Source organism: Amycolatopsis balhimycina FH 1894, assembly GCF_000384295.1.
Taxonomy (GTDB): domain Bacteria; phylum Actinomycetota; class Actinomycetes; order Mycobacteriales; family Pseudonocardiaceae; genus Amycolatopsis; species Amycolatopsis balhimycina.
Genome location: NZ_KB913037.1, coordinates 6178863 through 6195292, shown reverse-complemented (window position 1 = coordinate 6195292; position 16430 = coordinate 6178863). Strand labels below are relative to the sequence as shown.

The window sequence follows — 16430 nt, the reverse complement described above, 5'->3', positions numbered from 1 at the left end:
CGACAGCGCCCGTACGATGGCGGTGATGTCACCGAGGAAAGCCGCGGCCCAGCGGGACGGGCAGTCCCTGCACGACCTGCTGGTCGAAACCGCCCAGAAGATGATCGCCACGCACGGGACGACCGGAATGACCGTGCGGGAGATCGCGCGCATGGCGGGCGTCGCCGACGGCGTGCTCTACAACCACTTCTCCGACAAGGAGGAACTGGTGGCCAGAGCCTTGCTGGAGCACGTGCGCACGACGGAAGCGGAACTCGGCGAACTGCCGGTGGCGGGCGAAGGCACCGTGACGGGCAACCTCCGCCGCCACCTGGAGTTCGGCCTGGCCCTGCACAAGGTGATCGTGCCGGCGTTCAGCGGCCTGGTCGGGCAACCGCGGGTGCTGGAGCGGTTCGCGGAGATCAGCGAGCGGTCCGGCTACTGGCGCGACCGCCTGGTGGCCTACCTGAAGGAGGAGCGCGCGCTCGGCAGGCTCCGCCCGGGGTCCGAAGTGGACGCGACGGCGGCCCTGCTGGTCGGCTACTGCCACGCCTCGGTCATGGCGGCGGTCTTCCCGCACACCGGCCCGCTCGACCCGCCGACGGTGGACTCGGTCGTGACCGCCGCCCTCCACGGCATCGCGCCCGCCGGCGCCGAACCGCCGGCCGCCTCCGGCGTGCTCGGCTAGACCATCGGGTTGCCACTGGCCGTGGCTTCGGGGACCTCCTGGACCACGTCCCAGTGCTCGACGATCCGGCCGTCCCGCACCCGCACGACGTCCGCGATCGCGCTCCCCCGCGACCCGGGTGTGAGGCGGAGCAGGCTGTGCGTGCACACGAGATCGTCCTCGGCGATCACCCGGCGCACGTCCAGGCTCAGCTCCGGGAAGCGCGCCACGAACCCGGCCAGATACTCCGCCGAGGCGCCGGCGCTCGCCGGGGCGTGGGGGTTGTGCTGGACGTAGCCGTCGCCGACGTAGGCGGCGAAGGCGTCGGCCGGGCGCTTCTCGGTGAAGGCCAGCCTGAGGAAGGCGAGGACGACTTCCTTGTTGTGCTGCGATTCCGTCATCAGTGTCCATCCTTTGTGGAGTTATCGACACCAAGCCCACCATCCGCGAAACAGAAAGGGAAAGACCTGTGGACTCTGCCGCGATACCCTCCCGATATGGACGATGTCGAGGTCCGTGAGCTGCGGTACTTCCGGGCGGTCGCCGAAGAGCTGAACTTCTCCCGCGCCGCCGAACGGCTCGGCATGGCCCAGCCACCGCTGTCGCGGGCGATCCGGCTCCTGGAGCGGCGGCTCGGCGTCCAGCTCTTCGAACGCACCAGCCGGCACGTCGCGCTGACGCCGGCCGGGAATGTCCTGTTCGCGGAGTCGGCCAAGGCTCTCGACGCGGTCACCGCCGCAGTCCGGCGCACCCGCCGGGCGGCGCAGCGGACGCCGGCGCTCGTGGTCACCGCGAAACCCGGTGTCGCGACCGATCTGCTGCGGCGGATCGCCGACGCGCACCCGGATCCGGTCGAGATCCGGGTCAGCGGGTTCGGCGAGCAGGCGGAGATGGTGCGTGACGGCCGGGCCGACGTGGCGGTGGTCGGCTGCCCGGGCACCCAGCACGGCCTGGACGTCGAACTGCTCTTCAGCGAGCCGCGGGTGGCTGCGCTGGCGCCGGGTCACGAGCTCGCCGGCCGGTCCGCGCTGACGTGCGCCGACCTCGCCGGGCGGCCCACGCCGTGCTGGCCGCTCTCGTCGGCCGCGGACCGGGCGTACTGGTCCGGGCAGGACGTGACCGGCGGGCCGGTGACGCCGGGTCCGGTGGTGTACGACAGCGCCCAGCTGATGGAGACGGTCGCGCTCGGACAAGCGGTGGCGTTGCTGCCGGCCTCGTTCGCGGAGCTGGGTTCGCGGGACGACGTCGTCTACCGGCCGGTCGTCGACGCGTCGCCGTACTCGCTCGCCCTCGCGTGGGCGGCCGGGGCGCGGGACGTGCGGATCGCGCGGTTCGTGCGGACCGCCACCGAAGTCAGCGAAGCACTACCTCGACCGGGAGCAGTCCCGGCGGGGTGACCGTGCGGATCACCGGCGGCACCCGGACGTCGTCGGCTTCGAACGCCACCCGCAGCTGCTCGACGTCGGCGTCGGCCATGAGCTCGGCCAGCTCGTCGGTGCGGGCGAGGGCGTCGGAGGTGAGCGAGACGGCGGCGTCGAGGCCGCCCCAGACGTCCCACTGGAGCATCTCGTGCTTGTTGAGCGAGGCGAGGTCGAACTGGAGGCTGTACCGCGCGTACGGCAGGCCGCGCAGGAACGGCACGTCCAGGTCCGGGGAGACGACCAGCCGGGCCGGGTCGACGTCGCCCGCGCGGGCCGCGGTCCACGCGTCGGCGCCGGTCAGGAACCGGTCGCGGGGCACGTCGAGGAGGTCGAGCTCGGTGTCGTCCACCGGGTCGCGGTAGCCGGGCGGCAGCTGGGGTTCGACCAGGTGCCAGCCGGAGCCGTCGTGGACTTCGGCGACGACGTGGTCGATGTACCAGCCGGGCATGAGGTAGCTCGCGAAGCCGGCACGGGCGCGGGCCGGGATGCCGTGGTGGCGGGCCATCGAGACGAACAGGAGGGTGAAGTCGCGGCAGCAGCCGACGATCCGCTGCAGCGGTGACCGGGGGCCGCCGGGTGGCGCCGGGTCGAGTTCGCGCAGGCGCGCGAACATGTCCGAGGCGTACCGGAGGGTGATCTCTTCGCGGCGTTCGGCCGGGAAACCGTGCTCGGTGATGTCGCCCTGGGCCCAGTAGTGGAACACCAGCTGGGACGCGGCCTCGCGCAAGGCGGCGATGTCGCGCGGCGTGGCGTCGAGCCACTCCGCCTGTACACCCGGGTCCGAGAAACGGCTGTGGCTGACATAGAAGTCGTCCATAGCTGAAGACGCTATCGGGATTTATCCGGACTGCGCCACAAGTTCTCCGCGGAACGTCGAGCGGTACGCACTCGGCGACACCCCGAGGGCGGCCTGGAAGTGCTGGCGCAGCGAAGCCGCCGTGCCGAAGCCGGCTTCGGTGGCGACGCGGTCGACCGGCAGGTCCGTCTCCTCGAGGAGCTGGCGGGCGCGCTCGACCCGTTGCTGGGTCAGCCATTGCAGGGCCGAGATGCCGACCTCCTCACGGAAGCGGCGGGTGAACGTGCGGGTGCTCATCGTCTCGCGGGCGGCGAGTTCGCGCAGGGTCAGCGGCCGGTGGAGGTTCTCCAGGGCCCAGGCCCGCGCCACCTTGGTCGACGACGTGCGGGGCTCGGGCACCGGCCGCCGGACGAACTGGGACTGGCCGCCTTCGCGGTGCGGGGACACCACCGTGCCGCGGGCGACCTCGTTGGCCACCGCCGCGCCGTGGTCGCGGCGGATCATGTGCAGCACCAGGTCGATCCCGGCGGCGACGCCCGCCGAGGTCAGCACGTCGCCGTCGTCGGTGTAGAGCACGCACGGGTCGACGTCGACCTCGGGGAACCGGTCCTGCAGCTCTTCGGCGGATCGCCAGTGCGTGGTGGCCGGGCGGCCGTCCAGCAGCCCGGCCGCGGCGAGCACGAACGCGCCGGTGCAGATCGACGCGATCCGCGCGCCCGGCGGGATCGTCTCGAGCGCGGCCTTGAGCGGCGGGGTCAGCACGCGTGCCATCGGCTCGTATTCGGCCCGGGACGCCGGGACGATCACCGTGTCGGCCTCGGCCAGCACCTCGGGGCCGCGGTCGACCGGGATGGTGACGTCGGAGTCGGTGCGGACCGGGCCGGGCTCGAGCGTGCAGGTCACGACCTCGTACAGCGGCTCGCCCGCCGCCGAACGGGCCTGCCCGAACAGGCGGTGGACGATACCCAGCTCCATCACGAGCATGCCGTGGCGAACCAGGATGGCGACGTGGTGACGGTGCGGGTGCATGAACTCGGCCATGGCTCGATTCTTGCACATGTTGGCTATCAGGCCACTCGATCGACCCCCCACAGCCGCGTGATCATCGAAGTCATGAACGTGTTGTGGGTTTTCGCGCATCCCGAGCCCCGCTCGCTGAGCGGGGCCCTCCGTGACGACGGGCTCCGGACGCTCCGCGAGTTCGGTCACGACGTCCGGGAGTCGGATCTGTACGCGATGAAGTGGAACCCGGTGGTCGACGCCGCGGACTTCGGTGCCGAGGCCGGGGACGACCGGCTCGTCGTCGGAGCGACGTCGGCTCGCGCGCACGCCCGTGGCGAACTCGGCCCGGACATCGTCGCCGAACAGGAAAAGCTCGAGTGGGCGGACGCCGTCGTCGTGCAGTTCCCGTTGTGGTGGTACGGCATGCCCGCGATCCTGAAGGGCTGGTTCGACCGTGTCTTCGTGAAGGGCTTCGGCTACGGCGTCCGCGCCGAGGACGGCCGGACTCTGCGCTACGGCGAGGGCAAGCTGGCGGGCAAGCGCGCGCTGGTGGTGCTCACCGCGGGTGCCCGCGAGCCGGCCATGGGGCCGCGCGGGGTGAACGGCGCGCTGGCCGACGTCCTGTTCCCGCTGCACCACGGAACCCTGTTCTACGCGGGAATGCCGGTCCTGCCACCGGTGGCGGTCCACGGCGCCGACCGCGTTTCCGACGACGAGTTCGCCGAGGCGCGCGAACTCCTCCGAACGCGCCTGAGCACGCTGGAAACGACCGATCCGATCCCGTTCCGCACCCAGAACGGCGGCGACTACGACGACGACCTTGTTCTCCGCCCCGACCGCGCGCCCGGCGCCACCGGCCTCGCCATCCACCTCGCTGAAGAGCCGTGAATGGCACATTGACGGACTTCAAGTCCCTCAATGTGCCATTCACGGACTTACGCGGGCAGGGTGAGGCGCTGCCCGAGGCCACCATCCACGGGGAGGTCGGCGCCGGTGGTGAACGTCGCTTCGAAGGCCAGGAACAGCACCGCCGCCGCGACTTCTTCCGCGGTGGCGTGGCGCTTCAACGGCGTGATCTCGTCGCCGATCGCCTTGAACTGCGCCAGCACGGACTCCGGCACGCCGGTGACGCCCATCGTCGGCGTGTCGGTGTAGCCGGGGCTGACCACGTTCACCCGGATCCCGCGCGGCGCCAGCTCGGCCGCGTACGTGCTGGCGAACGACCGCACCGCCGCCTTCGCCGCCGAGTACAGCCCCATCCCGGCGATGCCCGCCCCGACCGCGACCGACGTCGTGAAGACGAACGAGCCACCGGGCCGGACCAGCGGCGCCAGGCGCTGCGCCGTGAAGTACGCGCCCTTGGTGTTGACGTCGAAGGTCCGGTCGTAGACCTCGGGCGTCGCCTCCTGGTACGGCGTCAGCGTCGAGAACCCGACGTTGACGAACACCAGGTCCAGCTCGCCGAGCGTCTCCGTGGCCACCGCGGCCAGCTCGGCGACATCGTCCAGGCGAGCCGCATCCGACGACAGCAGGTGCGCCTTGCCCGGCAGGGTCCCTTCCAGCGGCGAGACGTCCCGGCCGGTCAGGAGCACCTCCGCGCCGCCGTCGAGCAGGGCGCGCACCACCGCAATCCCCATGCCGTGCGTGCCGCCGGTGACGACGGCCTTCTTCCCCAGGTACTTCACCGGATCTCCTCGATGACGCTCGCGATCGCGTGCGAACCGTGGCCCGCGGCCACCGCACGGTCGAACAGCTCCCGCAGCACGGCGGGTACCGCCGGGTTGATGCCCTGCGCGCGGCTCGCCTCCACCAGCAGGCCGAGCCCGGCCGCGTTGATGTCCAAAGCGGACACGTCGGTGGCGTAGTCCCCGCTGGCGACCTGCTCGCCGATACCGGGCAGGAACCCGCCGACCGCCGAAAGCCACGCCGTGGCCATCGGCGTGAACTGCTCGGGCTGAACGCCCTCGGTGCCGACGAGCGCGAGCGCGTGCAGGTACCCGCCCATCGTCGACCACATGATGCCGAGCAGCGCGAGGTCGTAGAGCGCGGCCAGTCCGGCGTCCTCGCCGAGGAACACCGGCTCCCCCAGGACCGAGAGCACTTCGCGCTGCGCCGCGAACGCCGTTTCCGAGCCGCCGTAGAGGATCCGGGCGGCCGGCGTCCCGATGCTCTGTGGCACGGCCATGATCACGCCGTCCACGTAGTCGATGCCCTGCGAAGCCGCCCACTTCGCGACCCGGCGAGCCTCCTCCGGTGTCCCGGACGTGAGGTTGACGAGCACCTTCGGCGACGCGGCTTCCAGGACCGGCTGTTGACTGTCGTAGGTGGACAGACAGCTGACGACGACGTCGGCCGAAGCCACCTCGGCCGGGGTGGCCGCGAGCCGGGCACCGCGGTCGAGCAGCGGCCCCGCCTTGAGCGGCGACCGGTTCCACACCGAGACGTCGTGTCCCGCCCCCAAGAGCGCCCTGGCGAGGGCGGTGCCCATCCGCCCCAGGCCGAGCACGCCCACCTGTTTCTTGCTTTCTCCCATGGCCTCCATGCTGCTGAGGCGCTTTACACTGGACAAGTACCGACTAATAAGTCAGGTACCCACTCCAACGTAAGGATCCTGCATGCAGCCCCGGACTTACCGCTGCGGACTGGACGCCGCCGTCGACGTGATCGGCGGCCGCTGGAAGGCCCTGATCCTCTGGGCGCTGCACGCCGAGCCGCTGCGGTTCGGCGAGCTGAAGCGGAAGGTGGCCGGGATCAGCGAAAAGATGCTCATCCAGGCCCTGCGGGAGCTGGAGGCGGACGAGATCGTGCACCGCGAGGTGTTCCCCGAGATCCCGCCGAAGGTCGAGTACTCGCTGACCGAGCCGGGTCAGCGGCTGAACACCGCGTTGCTGCCGCTGGGCGACTGGGGCGAGGAGAACATGGCCGGGATCGCGAACCGCCGCGGCGTCACGCCGGCGCCACCGCATACTGCTTCAGCGTGATCGCGTTGCCCGCCTTGAGCGGCAGCTCCTCGATCAGCTTGCGCCAGGGCAGGTACGGCAGCAGCCGGTAGTTCAGGTTGCGGAACTTCAGCCACGCGCGCGTCGGCGGGACGAACCACTTCCCGTTGCCCTCGGCCAGCTTCCGGCAGGCGCCGACGAAGCCGCGCATCTCCTCCCGGTACGCCCGGAACGCCGTCACGTGGTCGCCGCCGGCCGCCGCCAGTTCGCCGGCCAGCACGTACGCGCCGACGATCGCCAGGCTCGTCCCCATCCCCGAAAGCGGCGCGGCGCAGTAGGCGGCGTCGCCGACCAGGGCGACACGCCCCTTCGCATCGCGGCGGACGTCCTCGGCGACGTTTAACGCGACCTCACCATGTCGCGACCTGAGCCTGGAGACGCCGGGCCGATTCCGCACCCGGCGCCGGAAGGAGCGGGGTCACCGGTGACCGGCGATCAGTTCGAAGACCCGGCGGCTACGCGTTGACCAGGTCCGCGCCGGCGAAGAAGGTCCGCGCCGCCGCCATCGCGCCGTCGTCCAGCAGCACGTCGCCGGGGCGGCTGCCGTTGCCGACCAGGACCCCGCCCCAGTTCATCCCCAGGTACCCGGCGCAGAGTTCCAGCGTGCCGATCAGCGGCTGGGCCTCGCGCGCCGTCTCGCTCAGCACGCTGACGCCCCACAACGTCTTCCCGCGCATCTTCGGCTTGAACTCCACCGGCAGGCGCATCCACCCCGACCAGTAGTCGAGGTAGAGCTTCACGCTCGCCGCGACCGAATACCAGTACACCGGCGACACGATGACGATGTCGGTCGCCGCGAACGTCGCGTCCATCAGCAGCTGTTCGTGCTCGCCCGGCGCCGGGTGCTCGCCGGCGCCGTGACGGCGGTCCTCGAACGGCGGCAGGGGCACCTCCGGCAGCCGGATCCACCGCTGCCCGACGTCGCGGGGCAGTTCCTTCGCCGCCCGCCGGGCCAGTATCTCCGTGTTGCCCCCGGCCCGCGCGGCGCCCACCAGGAACAGGAAGCTGCGGTCGCTCATGATGGAACCCCTCCAGTTATTTGCATGTACATATAAATACTGTCCCTGGACTATCCTGACGTCAAGAGGAGGCCGGAAGATGACTGTCGACGAACAGGCGTGGGGACGCGTCCTCGTGCTGCACGCCCGGATCGAGCAGGAGCTCGCGAAAGCCCTGCAGCGGCGCCACGGGCTCGGCCTGTCCGAGTACCGCGCGCTCGGCAAGCTGGTCGCCGGACCGCTGGGCGGCCTGCGGATGCAGGAGCTCGCCGAGGCGATCGGCCTCAACCAGAGCTCGGTCAGCCGGATGTGCGCGCGCCTCGAAGACGCCGGCCTGACCATCCGCGACCTGTGCGAGGACGACCGGCGCGGCGTCTACTCGGTGATCACCGACGCCGGCCGCAAGCGCTACGCCGAAACCGAGCCGACGTACTGCGCGGTGCTGCGGACCGCGCTCGACAAGGCCGCGAGCGACCCCGAACTCGCCGCCGCGGCCGCCGCCGTCCGCGGCGCTTGACCCTTATATGCCTCAGTGGTTATATAAGGGCATGTCCGCGAAGCTGCTGACCATCGATGACCGCCCCGTGCTGAGGCTGGAACGCCGGCTGAAGCACGCGCCCGAACGGGTCTGGCGCGCCATCACGGACCCCGCCGAGCTCGCGCACTGGTTCCCCGCCCGGGTGGACGTCGACCTGCGCGACGGCGGCGCGATCCAGTTCACCTTCCCCGGCGAGGACACGACGACGACCGGCCGCGTGGTCACCGCCGACCCGCCGCGCGAGTTCACCTTCGTCTGGAACGACGACACCCTGCGCTGGCTGATCTCCCCCGACGGCGACGGCAGCCTCCTGGAGTTCACCCACACCTTCGGCCGCGGCGACCCGGCGATCGCGAAGCTCGCGGCGGGCCGCAACGCCGCCGGCTGGGACGTCTGCCTCGACGCGCTCGACGCGCGCCTGGCCGGCCGGGACTTCGAGCGGCCCCAGCGGTGGCACGACCGGATGGCGTCCTATGTGGACGAATTCGGCCTCGGTTACGGGGAGGTGCCTGCGGACGGCACGATCCGCTTCCGCCGCGACCTCGTCTGGAAGCCGGTGGACGAGGTCCGGGCGCTGCTGCCCGGCGAGCCCGGCTGGCACGTGGTCCAGGACCCCCTCGACGGCACCCGCGTCGAGTTCGCCGAGGCAGCGGAAGACGACGTCCCCGCCCAGCTCACCAGGCGGCACGAGCAGCTCGACAAGCTGTTCGCCGCCACCTTCGGCGTCGACCTGCCGGACTGGACGCCCGACCGCGTCGAGGCGCTGAAGAAGCACTACGGACAGCGTCCGACCCAGGGTTGACGCGCGGGCCCGAAGCCGGCATTACGTTCGGTTCATGCGTTTTCGCGTCTTCCTGGACGTCCTGGCGGCCGTGGTCCTCACGGCCGGGGCCGGCGGCAACCTCGTCGCCGGCGCCTGGGTGCTGCCGTCGTGGCTGCCGACCTGGCTCGGCTGGACGATCCTCGTGGGGAGCGTCTTCCCGATCGTGCTCCGGCGGTGGTGGCCGCTCGGCAGCTACGTGCTCGGGCTGGTGCTGGCCGCTGCCGCCGTGCCCATCGGCGGGCCGGTCTTCGGCGCCGCCGTGGTGGGTGCGGGCAGTGCGCTCTACGTCGTGGTGATCCGGCTGCGGAGCCGGATCGGCCAAGTCGGTCTCGCGGCGGGGTGGATCGAACTGGGCGTGCTGGCGCTCACGGCGCCGAACCCGAGCACCACCACGACGGTGAACGTCAGCGCGGCGGCGCTGGTCGTGGGGTTCCTGCTCGGCCTCACCGTCCGCACCCGCCGCGAGTACGCCGCGATCGAGCGGGAAAACCACACCCGGCAGGCGGTTTCGGCGGAACGGCTGCGGATCGCGCGCGAGATGCACGACGTCGTCGCGCACAGCATGAGCCTGATCGCGGTGAAGGCGGCGGTCGGCAACCACGTCGCCCTCGAGCAGCCCGACCAGGCGCGGGACGCGTTGCGCGTCATCGAAGACACCAGCCGCGAGACCCTTGCGGAGCTGCGGCGGATGCTGGGCGTACTGCGGGACGGCACCGGTGTCCCGGTGCTGGCGCCCGCCCCGACGCTCGACGACCTGCGGGCGCTCGCCGGCCGGGCACAGCTGACCGGCCTGGCGGTCGACCTCGTCGTCGACGGCCTCGACGAGCTGCCCGGTGGCGTCGGCCAGTCGGTGTACCGGATCGTGCAGGAAGCACTGACCAATGTGGTCAAGCACGCGAGCGCGGCGACGTGCCGGATCCGTCTCACCGGCGGCGACGGCGACGTACGCATCGAAGTGTCCGACGACGGCCGCGGCGGCGAAGCGGTACCCGGCCACGGGCTGATCGGGATGCGCGAACGCGTCGCGGTCTACGACGGCGAGTTCTCGGCGGGTCCTTCCGACCCCGGCTTCCGGGTTTTCGCGCGGCTGCCCTACGAAACGGTGGTGACCCGATGACCCGCGTCCTGATCGCCGACGACCAGGCGCTGCTGCGCGGCAGTTTCCGGGTGCTGGTCGACAGCGCGCCGGGCCTCGATGTCGTCGGCGAGGCGTCCGACGGCGTCGAAGCGGTCGCCCTGACGCGGCGCGAGCGGCCGGACGTCGTGCTCATGGACGTCCGGATGCCGGAGATGGACGGCATCGAGGCGACCCGCCGGATCTGCGCGGATTCGGACGTGCGGGTGCTGATGCTGACGACGTTCGACCTGGACGAGTACGTCTACGCGGCGCTGCGCGCGGGTGCGAGCGGGTTCCTGCTGAAGGACACCCGTCCGGCCGACCTCCTGGCGGCGATCGAAGTCGTGGCGGCGGGCGACGCGCTGCTGGCACCGTCGGTGACCCGCCGCCTGGTGGCGGAGTTCGCCCGGCTGCCATCGGGCCCGGTGCCCCGCCTGGACGGCGTCACGGCCCGCGAGCAGGAGGTGCTGTCACTGGTCGCGCGCGGGTTGTCCAACGACGAAATCGCGGCGCGCCTGCACCTGGGCATCGCGACGGTGAAGACCCACATCGGCCGCCTGCTGCACAAGCTCGCGGCGCGGGACCGGGCCCAGCTGGTGATCGCGGCTTACGAGTCGGGCCTGGTCCGGCCGTCGACGCCCGCGGACGTTGCCTACGCCACACGCCAAGTGACCGACAAGTAGTTAAGCTCCCCGGCATGAGCAGTGCGACGGAGCCGCTCGGGACGCCGCCCGAGGATGAACCGGACATCCACACCACGGCCGGCAAGCTGGCCGACCTGTATCGCCGGTACGACGAGGCGGTGCACGCGGGCTCGGCCCGCGCGGTGGAGAAGCAGCACGCCAAGGGCAAGAAGACCGCGCGCGAGCGGATCGAGCTGCTGCTCGACGAGAACTCGTTCGTGGAGCTCGACGAGCTGGCCCGGCACCGCTCGACCAACTTCGGGCAGGAGAAGAACCGCCCGTACGGCGACGGCGTCGTCACCGGCTACGGCACCGTCGACGGCCGCCCGGTGTGCGTGTTCAGCCAGGACGTCACCGTCTTCGGCGGCAGCCTCGGCGAGGTCTACGGCGAGAAGATCGTCAAGGTGATGGACCTGGCGATCAAGACCGGCCGGCCGATCATCGGCATCAACGAGGGCGGCGGCGCGCGCATCCAGGAGGGCGTCGTCTCGCTCGGGCTGTACGGCGAGATCTTCCGCCGCAACGTGCAGGCCTCCGGCGTCATCCCGCAGATCTCGCTGATCATGGGCGCGAACGCGGGCGGGCACGTCTACTCCCCCGCGCTGACCGACTTCGTCGTGATGGTCGACGAGACCTCGCAAATGTTCATCACCGGCCCGGACGTCGTCAAGACGGTCACCGGCGAGGACGTCACCTTCGAGGAGCTCGGCGGCGGCCGCACCCACAACACGAAGTCCGGCGTCGCGCACTACCTCGGTTCCGACGACGAGGACGCCATCGCCTACGTCAAGGAACTGCTCTCCTACCTGCCGCAGAACAACCTGTCCGAGGCGCCCGTGTTCGAGTCGTCGGACGCCCCCGCCGGGTTCTTCGACGACGTCACGGACGCCGACCGCGAGCTCGACACGATCATCCCGGACTCGCCGAACACCCCGTACGACATGCACGAGGTCATCAACCGCGTGGTCGACGACGGCGAGTTCCTCGAGGTCCACGAGCTGTTCGCGCCGAACATCATCGTCGGGTTCGGCCGCGTCGGCGGCCAGAGCGTCGGCGTCGTCGCCAACCAGCCGACGCAGTTCGCCGGCTGCCTCGACATCGACGCGTCCGAGAAGGCCGCGCGGTTCGTCCGCACCTGCGACGCGTTCAACATCCCGGTGCTCACCTTCGTCGACGTCCCCGGCTTCCTCCCGGGCACCGACCAGGAGTGGAACGGCATCATCCGCCGCGGCGCGAAGCTCATCTACGCCTACGCGGAGGCGACGGTCCCGCTGGTCACGATCATCACGCGCAAGGCGTACGGCGGCGCGTACGACGTCATGGGCTCCAAGCACCTCGGCGCCGACATCAACCTGGCCTGGCCGACCGCGCAGGTCGCGGTGATGGGCGCCCAGGGCGCGGCGAACATCGTCCACCGCAAGACCCTGGCCAAGGCGGCTTCCGAAGGGCGCGACGTCGATCAGCTCCGCGCGGAGCTGATCCAGGAGTACGAGGACACGCTGCTGAACCCGTACGCGGCGGCCGAACGCGGTTACGTCGACTCGGTGATCGTGCCGGCGCACACCCGCGGGCACGTCGCGCGGGCACTGTCGCTGCTGCGGAACAAGCGGGAGTCGCTGCCGCCCAAGAAGCACGGGAACATCCCGCTGTGAGCGAGGAGAGCCGTCCCCTGCTGAGGGTGGTCCGCGGAAACCCGAGCGACGCCGAGCTGGCGGCGCTGACGGCGGTCGTCGCCGCGGCGTCGGCCGCGAAGGCGCCGGAGAAGCCGAAGCCGCGTACGTCGTGGTGGGGCGATCACGCTGCTTCGCTGCGTCGGCCGCTTCACCCCGGTGAAGGTGCTTGGCGCGCTTCGGGTCTCCCTCAGGGCTGAAGGACGTCGAGGAAGACCGTCGGGGCTTCGTTCTCCCGCACGATCGTGCCCAGTAGCGTCGCGAGCCGGTCGCGGTCCTGAGTGCTCAGTACCGCGGCCAACTCGTCGACGCGCCGGCATGTCGCCGCGTAGAAGTCCTCCGCCAGTTCGCGGCCTTCCTCCGTCAGCACGACTTGCACGGCGCGGCGGTCGTCCGGGTCGGGCTCGCGGCGGACCAGCCCGCGCCGGACCGCGCGGTCGGCCAGGCCGGTCAGGCTCGACTTTTCGAGACCGAGCGTCGCACCCAGGTCGCCCATGCCGTACGGCCGGCCCATCAGCACGCACAGCAGCTGCCCCTGCTGCACGGTGAGCCCGTACTCGCGGGCGGACTCGGCGTAGACGGCGTTCACCAGGAACGACGCGCGCACGAGCCCGGCCACCACACCGAGGTCCGCCCCGCTCTTCCCCATCCCTTCAGCCTACTTCGCGATCGCTTCCCGGATGGCGGGCACGATCTCCCCGGCCCAGCGCGCGGTCGCGTCCTCGTCGGGTGTGGTGCCACCGGGCCCGAAGAGCACGAACCCGGCGGCGCCGTGCTCCAGCACCGCGCCGGTCAGCTCCTCGATCCACTGGGCCGGCGAGCCGCCGATCCAGCGTCCGTCGTCGTCGCGGGTGTTGCGCAGCGGCTCCGCCGTGATGCGGCCCGGGAAGTTGTAGACGGTGGCGATGGCCGCGGGGTCGCGTCCGGCGTCCACCGCGGCCTTGTCGATGACCGGGCGGGACGTGCGGTAGCGCTCGCTGAGCCAGTCGGCGGCGCGGCCGGGCATCCAGCCGTCGGCGACGCGGCCGGTGACGGCGAGGGACTTCGGCCCGACCGAACCGGTCCACACCGGCGGCATCGGCGCCGCGGCCTGCTCGAGGGCGGTGACCTGGTAGAACTCGCCGTCGAAGGTCACCGGCTCGCCACCCCCGCCCAGCATCTTCACCAGCCGGATCCCTTCCTCGAAGGCACGGACGGCCTGGCCCGGGGTGAGCTTGGTGAAGCCGAGCCGCGCGATGTCGTCCCAGAGCCCGCCGACGCCCATGCCGAGCACGATCCGGCCGCCGGTCAGCGCGGACAGCGACGTGACGGTGCGGGCCAGCATCGACGCGGGCCGCGTCGGCAGGTTCGTCACGCTGACCAGGCCGGACACCCGTTCGGTCCGGCCGAGCAGGACGCCGAGCTCGGCGTACGCGTCGAGGCGGTCGGCGTAGTAGGGGTGGTCGGACACCGTGATCAGGTCGAGCCCGCCGCGGTCGGCCTGGACGGCCAGCCGCAGGGTGTCCGGCACGGCGGCCACCGCCGTCGAGACACCGATACCGAAGTGCGCCATGATTCCTCCCAGTTTTAGTTCGTACTACGAACTTAGCATACATGATTCTTGACACGAACTACTTGGCGCACGGCGGCCTGTCACCCCGGGCAGCCGGAGCCGGACGCGGAAAACCGGTTTGAGCGTCGCGGCCCGGGCGCTATCGTGGATCTCGCCCGGTGCGACGGTGAGGGTTACTTCTCTGGTATCCCTTGGGTTCGACTCCCGAAAGCCTTCACCACCAGCGACCTCGGGCACACCAGCTTCATCACGCACTCCCGGTGCGAAGCCCGCGGTTACTTCATGCTGTAAACACGAAACCCGCGGGCGGCGAAGATCTCGGGAGCCGCGGCTTCACCGATGCCCGGTGCGCAGGCGAGGGTTACTTCCTCTTAATGGGCAGGTCGGGGGTTCGAATCCCTCCCGGACCACGCAAGTGGCCCGGTAGCTCAGCCGGCAGAGCAGCAACGTACCTTCACCGACTTCGATCTCGGGCATCGCTGTGGCCGTGGCTCCCTCCTGCAAGAGGGGGAAGAAATGAGCAAGTTCAACACCGCACGAGCACCCGCCGCGACCTCGCCGGTCCGCGGCGAGGCCACGCCGTCCACGGTCACCCACCAGGGCGGCGCCGGCTACGCGCGCGACGCCCGGTCGGAGCTCTTCCTGCTCGCCGTGACCACCATGGCCGGCGAGCACACCTACTACGAGACCGCGGACACCCGCGACACCCGTTACGCCGGGCTCGTCCGGAAGTCCACCCTCGAGGATCCACAGTGGACTGCGCGGTTCCTGCGCTGGCTGCGCACCGACGCGAACCTGCGCACGGCGGCGCTCGTCGGCGCGGCCGAGTTCGCCAAGGCGCGGCGGGACGCGGGCCTCGACGGGCTGAGCCGTCAGGTCGTCGCGAGTGTCCTGCAGCGGGCCGACGAGCCCGGTGAGCTGCTCGCGTACTGGACGTCCGTGCACGGCCGGGCCGTGCCGAAGCCGGTCAAGCGCGGCATCGCCGACGCGGTGGAGAAGCTCTACGACGAGCGGTCCTTCGTCAAGTGGGACTCCGCCTCGCGGGCGTTCCGGTTCGCCGACGTCCTGGAGCTGACCCACCCGGGCCACCGCGACGCCGGGCAGGCCGGGCTGTTCCGGCACATCCTGGACGAGCGGCACGACCGCGGCAACGCGATCCCGGCCGGCCTGGAGACCCTCCGGGCCCGGGCCGAGCTGCTGTCGTGGGACGCCGGCCGCCGCCGTGAGCTGTTCGCCCGTCCCGGCGCGGCGGACGTCCTGCGCGCGGCGGGGATGACCTGGGAGTCGGTCGCCGGCTGGCTGCAGGGTCCCCTGGACGCCCGCGTCTGGGAGGCGCTGATCCCGTCGATGGGCTACATGGCTCTCTTGCGGAACCTCCGCAACTTCGACGAGGCCGGCGTCTCGGACGAGGTCGCGCAGCGGGTGGCCGGGCGGCTCGCCGATCCCGCGCAGATCGCGAAGTCGCGGCAGCTGCCGATGCGGTTCCTGTCGGCCTACCGCGCGGCGCCTTCGCTGCGCTGGGCGTGGGCGCTGGAGCAGGCGGTCTCGCACGCGCTGGCCAACGTGCCCGTGCCGGCCGGCCGCACGCTCGTCCTCGTCGACACGTCGGCGTCGATGAACATGGGCTTCAGCAAGGACGGCACCCTGATGCGCTGGGACGCGGCCGCGGTGTTCGGCCTGGCACTGGGCCGGCGCTGCGCGGACGCCGACATCGTGTCGTTCTCGGACAGCTTCCTGGGCGGCGCGCGGACCAAGGTGTTCAAGCTGCGCCCGGGCGGCTCGCTGCTGAGCGACGTCGAGCGCTGGAAGTCCGGCGGGTTCTTCCTCGGCGGCGGCACCAACACCGCCGGCGCGTTGAAGAAGCACTTCGCGAAGCACGACCGCGTCGTCATCCTCACCGACGAGCAGGCCGGGTGGGGCGACGTCGGGCAGGCGCTGCCCGCGCACGTCCCGCTGTACACGTGGAACCTCGCGGGCTACCGGTACGGCCACGCGCCGTCCGGGAGCGCGCACCGGCACACGTTCGGCGGCCTGACCGACCAGGCGTTCCGGATGATCCCGCTGCTCGAACGCGGTATCCACGCCGACTGGCCCTTCTGAGAGACGCCGCGAAGGCCCTCATGCCGAGAGCATGGGGGCCTTCGCGCTGTGCACGGACGGTCACAGAATTGGCCGTGGACCGAGG

At 71.3% G+C, this 16430-nt stretch carries 20 protein-coding genes; 11 read left to right on the top strand and 9 right to left on the bottom strand.

Annotation, left to right across the window (positions count from 1 at the left end; genetic code table 11):
- Window positions 1–16: 16 nt before the first annotated feature.
- Entirely contained in the window at window positions 17–667 is a 651-nt protein-coding gene (locus A3CE_RS0128320; RefSeq protein ID WP_020643475.1) for a TetR/AcrR family transcriptional regulator, read from the top strand.
- Here A3CE_RS0128320 and A3CE_RS0128315 read toward each other — a convergent pair.
- Window positions 664–1047 (bottom strand): nuclear transport factor 2 family protein, encoded by a 384-nt coding sequence (locus tag A3CE_RS0128315; protein WP_020643474.1) that lies wholly within the window; start codon window positions 1045–1047, stop codon window positions 664–666. The genes A3CE_RS0128320 and A3CE_RS0128315 overlap by 4 nt on opposite strands.
- 96 nt (window positions 1048–1143) lie before the next feature.
- Between A3CE_RS0128315 and A3CE_RS0128310 the strand changes: the two genes are divergently transcribed.
- Entirely contained in the window at window positions 1144–2043 is a 900-nt protein-coding gene (locus A3CE_RS0128310; RefSeq protein ID WP_020643473.1) for a LysR family transcriptional regulator, read from the top strand.
- Here the strand turns inward: A3CE_RS0128310 and A3CE_RS0128305 are convergent.
- A complete protein-coding gene (locus tag A3CE_RS0128305) occupies window positions 2000–2884 on the bottom strand; it encodes a transglutaminase domain-containing protein (RefSeq protein WP_020643472.1) in 885 nt (294 codons plus the stop codon). The two genes, A3CE_RS0128310 and A3CE_RS0128305, sit on opposite strands and share 44 nt — an antisense overlap.
- A gap of 21 nt (window positions 2885–2905) precedes the next feature.
- Window positions 2906–3904, bottom strand: a complete 999-nt coding sequence (locus A3CE_RS0128300) for a GlxA family transcriptional regulator (RefSeq protein ID WP_020643471.1) — start codon at window positions 3902–3904, stop codon at window positions 2906–2908.
- Between the two features lie 72 nt (window positions 3905–3976).
- Here A3CE_RS0128300 and A3CE_RS0128295 point away from each other — a divergent pair, with 72 nt between their 5' ends.
- A complete protein-coding gene (locus tag A3CE_RS0128295; protein ID WP_043792643.1) occupies window positions 3977–4753 on the top strand; it encodes an NAD(P)H-dependent oxidoreductase in 777 nt (258 codons plus the stop codon).
- A 47-nt stretch (window positions 4754–4800) separates the two neighbouring features.
- Here the strand turns inward: A3CE_RS0128295 and A3CE_RS0128290 are convergent, their stop codons facing one another.
- Together A3CE_RS0128290 and A3CE_RS0128285 are read right to left on the bottom strand one after the other, a co-directional pair.
- Window positions 4801–5550, bottom strand: a complete 750-nt coding sequence (locus A3CE_RS0128290; RefSeq protein WP_020643469.1) for an SDR family oxidoreductase — start codon at window positions 5548–5550, stop codon at window positions 4801–4803.
- A complete protein-coding gene (locus A3CE_RS0128285) occupies window positions 5547–6398 on the bottom strand; it encodes an NAD(P)-dependent oxidoreductase (RefSeq protein ID WP_020643468.1) in 852 nt (283 codons plus the stop codon). Before A3CE_RS0128285 ends, A3CE_RS0128290 begins: the two co-directional genes overlap by 4 nt.
- 82 nt (window positions 6399–6480) lie before the next feature.
- On the opposite strand from A3CE_RS0128285, the gene A3CE_RS0128280 reads away from it, so the two are divergent.
- Window positions 6481–6846 carry a winged helix-turn-helix transcriptional regulator gene (locus A3CE_RS0128280; protein ID WP_020643467.1) on the top strand — a complete coding sequence of 122 codons (366 nt, stop codon included), beginning with the start codon at window positions 6481–6483 and terminating at the stop codon, window positions 6844–6846.
- Here A3CE_RS0128280 and A3CE_RS0128275 read toward each other — a convergent pair.
- Window positions 6812–7261 (bottom strand): FAD-dependent monooxygenase, encoded by a 450-nt coding sequence (locus A3CE_RS0128275; RefSeq protein ID WP_260473775.1) that lies wholly within the window; start codon window positions 7259–7261, stop codon window positions 6812–6814. The two genes, A3CE_RS0128280 and A3CE_RS0128275, sit on opposite strands and share 35 nt — an antisense overlap.
- Before the next feature lie 58 nt (window positions 7262–7319).
- The gene (locus tag A3CE_RS0128270; protein WP_020643465.1) at window positions 7320–7883 is read right to left on the bottom strand and encodes a flavodoxin family protein; all 564 of its coding nucleotides are present in this window, start codon (window positions 7881–7883) and stop codon (window positions 7320–7322) included.
- A 79-nt stretch (window positions 7884–7962) separates the two neighbouring features.
- Here A3CE_RS0128270 and A3CE_RS0128265 point away from each other — a divergent pair, with 79 nt between their 5' ends.
- Genes A3CE_RS0128265 through A3CE_RS0128240 form a run of 6 tightly spaced genes read left to right on the top strand, consistent with a single transcriptional unit; the run spans window position 7963 to window position 12893 of the window.
- Window positions 7963–8379: a MarR family winged helix-turn-helix transcriptional regulator gene (locus tag A3CE_RS0128265; RefSeq protein WP_020643464.1), complete on the top strand. Its 417-nt coding sequence runs from the start codon at window positions 7963–7965 to the stop codon at window positions 8377–8379.
- 31 nt (window positions 8380–8410) lie between these two features.
- Complete coding sequence (locus A3CE_RS0128260; RefSeq protein WP_020643463.1) at window positions 8411–9202, top strand: SRPBCC family protein; 792 nt, start codon at window positions 8411–8413, stop codon at window positions 9200–9202.
- Window positions 9203–9236: 34 nt separating this feature from the next.
- Window positions 9237–10340 (top strand): sensor histidine kinase, encoded by a 1104-nt coding sequence (locus tag A3CE_RS0128255; protein WP_020643462.1) that lies wholly within the window; start codon window positions 9237–9239, stop codon window positions 10338–10340.
- Window positions 10337–11023 carry a response regulator gene (locus tag A3CE_RS0128250; RefSeq protein WP_020643461.1) on the top strand — a complete coding sequence of 229 codons (687 nt, stop codon included), beginning with the start codon at window positions 10337–10339 and terminating at the stop codon, window positions 11021–11023. The genes A3CE_RS0128255 and A3CE_RS0128250 overlap by 4 nt, the downstream gene beginning before the upstream one ends.
- A gap of 14 nt (window positions 11024–11037) precedes the next feature.
- On the top strand, window positions 11038–12675 hold the full coding sequence (locus A3CE_RS0128245; RefSeq protein ID WP_020643460.1) for an acyl-CoA carboxylase subunit beta: 1638 nt from the start codon (window positions 11038–11040) through the stop codon (window positions 12673–12675).
- A complete protein-coding gene (locus A3CE_RS0128240) occupies window positions 12672–12893 on the top strand; it encodes an acyl-CoA carboxylase subunit epsilon (RefSeq protein WP_026468948.1) in 222 nt (73 codons plus the stop codon). Before A3CE_RS0128245 ends, A3CE_RS0128240 begins: the two co-directional genes overlap by 4 nt.
- Here the strand turns inward: A3CE_RS0128240 and A3CE_RS0128235 are convergent.
- Both A3CE_RS0128235 and A3CE_RS0128230 read right to left on the bottom strand, forming a co-directional pair.
- A complete protein-coding gene (locus A3CE_RS0128235; protein ID WP_020643458.1) occupies window positions 12884–13342 on the bottom strand; it encodes a MarR family winged helix-turn-helix transcriptional regulator in 459 nt (152 codons plus the stop codon). The two genes, A3CE_RS0128240 and A3CE_RS0128235, sit on opposite strands and share 10 nt — an antisense overlap.
- A gap of 9 nt (window positions 13343–13351) precedes the next feature.
- Window positions 13352–14245: an LLM class flavin-dependent oxidoreductase gene (locus A3CE_RS0128230; protein WP_020643457.1), complete on the bottom strand. Its 894-nt coding sequence runs from the start codon at window positions 14243–14245 to the stop codon at window positions 13352–13354.
- A gap of 516 nt (window positions 14246–14761) precedes the next feature.
- Between A3CE_RS0128230 and A3CE_RS0128220 the strand changes: the two genes are divergently transcribed.
- Complete coding sequence (locus A3CE_RS0128220) at window positions 14762–16345, top strand: TROVE domain-containing protein (RefSeq protein ID WP_020643455.1); 1584 nt, start codon at window positions 14762–14764, stop codon at window positions 16343–16345.
- Window positions 16346–16430 lie beyond the last annotated feature (85 nt).

What these genes read in the sequence shown, in the direction of transcription:
- A3CE_RS0128320 (WP_020643475.1), top strand. Translation starts at nt 17, where the DNA reads ATGGCGGTGATGTCACCGAGGAAAGCCGCGGCCCAGCGGGACGGGCAG.
- A3CE_RS0128315 (WP_020643474.1), bottom strand. Translation starts at nt 1,047, where the DNA reads ATGACGGAATCGCAGCACAACAAGGAAGTCGTCCTCGCCTTCCTCAGG.
- A3CE_RS0128310 (WP_020643473.1), top strand. Translation starts at nt 1,144, where the DNA reads ATGGACGATGTCGAGGTCCGTGAGCTGCGGTACTTCCGGGCGGTCGCC.
- A3CE_RS0128305 (WP_020643472.1), bottom strand. Translation starts at nt 2,884, where the DNA reads ATGGACGACTTCTATGTCAGCCACAGCCGTTTCTCGGACCCGGGTGTA.
- A3CE_RS0128300 (WP_020643471.1), bottom strand. Translation starts at nt 3,904, where the DNA reads ATGGCCGAGTTCATGCACCCGCACCGTCACCACGTCGCCATCCTGGTT.
- A3CE_RS0128295 (WP_043792643.1), top strand. Translation starts at nt 3,977, where the DNA reads ATGAACGTGTTGTGGGTTTTCGCGCATCCCGAGCCCCGCTCGCTGAGC.
- A3CE_RS0128285 (WP_020643468.1), bottom strand. Translation starts at nt 6,398, where the DNA reads ATGGGAGAAAGCAAGAAACAGGTGGGCGTGCTCGGCCTGGGGCGGATG.
- A3CE_RS0128280 (WP_020643467.1), top strand. Translation starts at nt 6,481, where the DNA reads ATGCAGCCCCGGACTTACCGCTGCGGACTGGACGCCGCCGTCGACGTG.
- A3CE_RS0128270 (WP_020643465.1), bottom strand. Translation starts at nt 7,883, where the DNA reads ATGAGCGACCGCAGCTTCCTGTTCCTGGTGGGCGCCGCGCGGGCCGGG.
- A3CE_RS0128265 (WP_020643464.1), top strand. Translation starts at nt 7,963, where the DNA reads ATGACTGTCGACGAACAGGCGTGGGGACGCGTCCTCGTGCTGCACGCC.
- A3CE_RS0128260 (WP_020643463.1), top strand. Translation starts at nt 8,411, where the DNA reads ATGTCCGCGAAGCTGCTGACCATCGATGACCGCCCCGTGCTGAGGCTG.
- A3CE_RS0128255 (WP_020643462.1), top strand. Translation starts at nt 9,237, where the DNA reads ATGCGTTTTCGCGTCTTCCTGGACGTCCTGGCGGCCGTGGTCCTCACG.
- A3CE_RS0128250 (WP_020643461.1), top strand. Translation starts at nt 10,337, where the DNA reads ATGACCCGCGTCCTGATCGCCGACGACCAGGCGCTGCTGCGCGGCAGT.
- A3CE_RS0128245 (WP_020643460.1), top strand. Translation starts at nt 11,038, where the DNA reads ATGAGCAGTGCGACGGAGCCGCTCGGGACGCCGCCCGAGGATGAACCG.
- A3CE_RS0128235 (WP_020643458.1), bottom strand. Translation starts at nt 13,342, where the DNA reads ATGGGGAAGAGCGGGGCGGACCTCGGTGTGGTGGCCGGGCTCGTGCGC.
- A3CE_RS0128230 (WP_020643457.1), bottom strand. Translation starts at nt 14,245, where the DNA reads ATGGCGCACTTCGGTATCGGTGTCTCGACGGCGGTGGCCGCCGTGCCG.
- A3CE_RS0128220 (WP_020643455.1), top strand. Translation starts at nt 14,762, where the DNA reads ATGAGCAAGTTCAACACCGCACGAGCACCCGCCGCGACCTCGCCGGTC.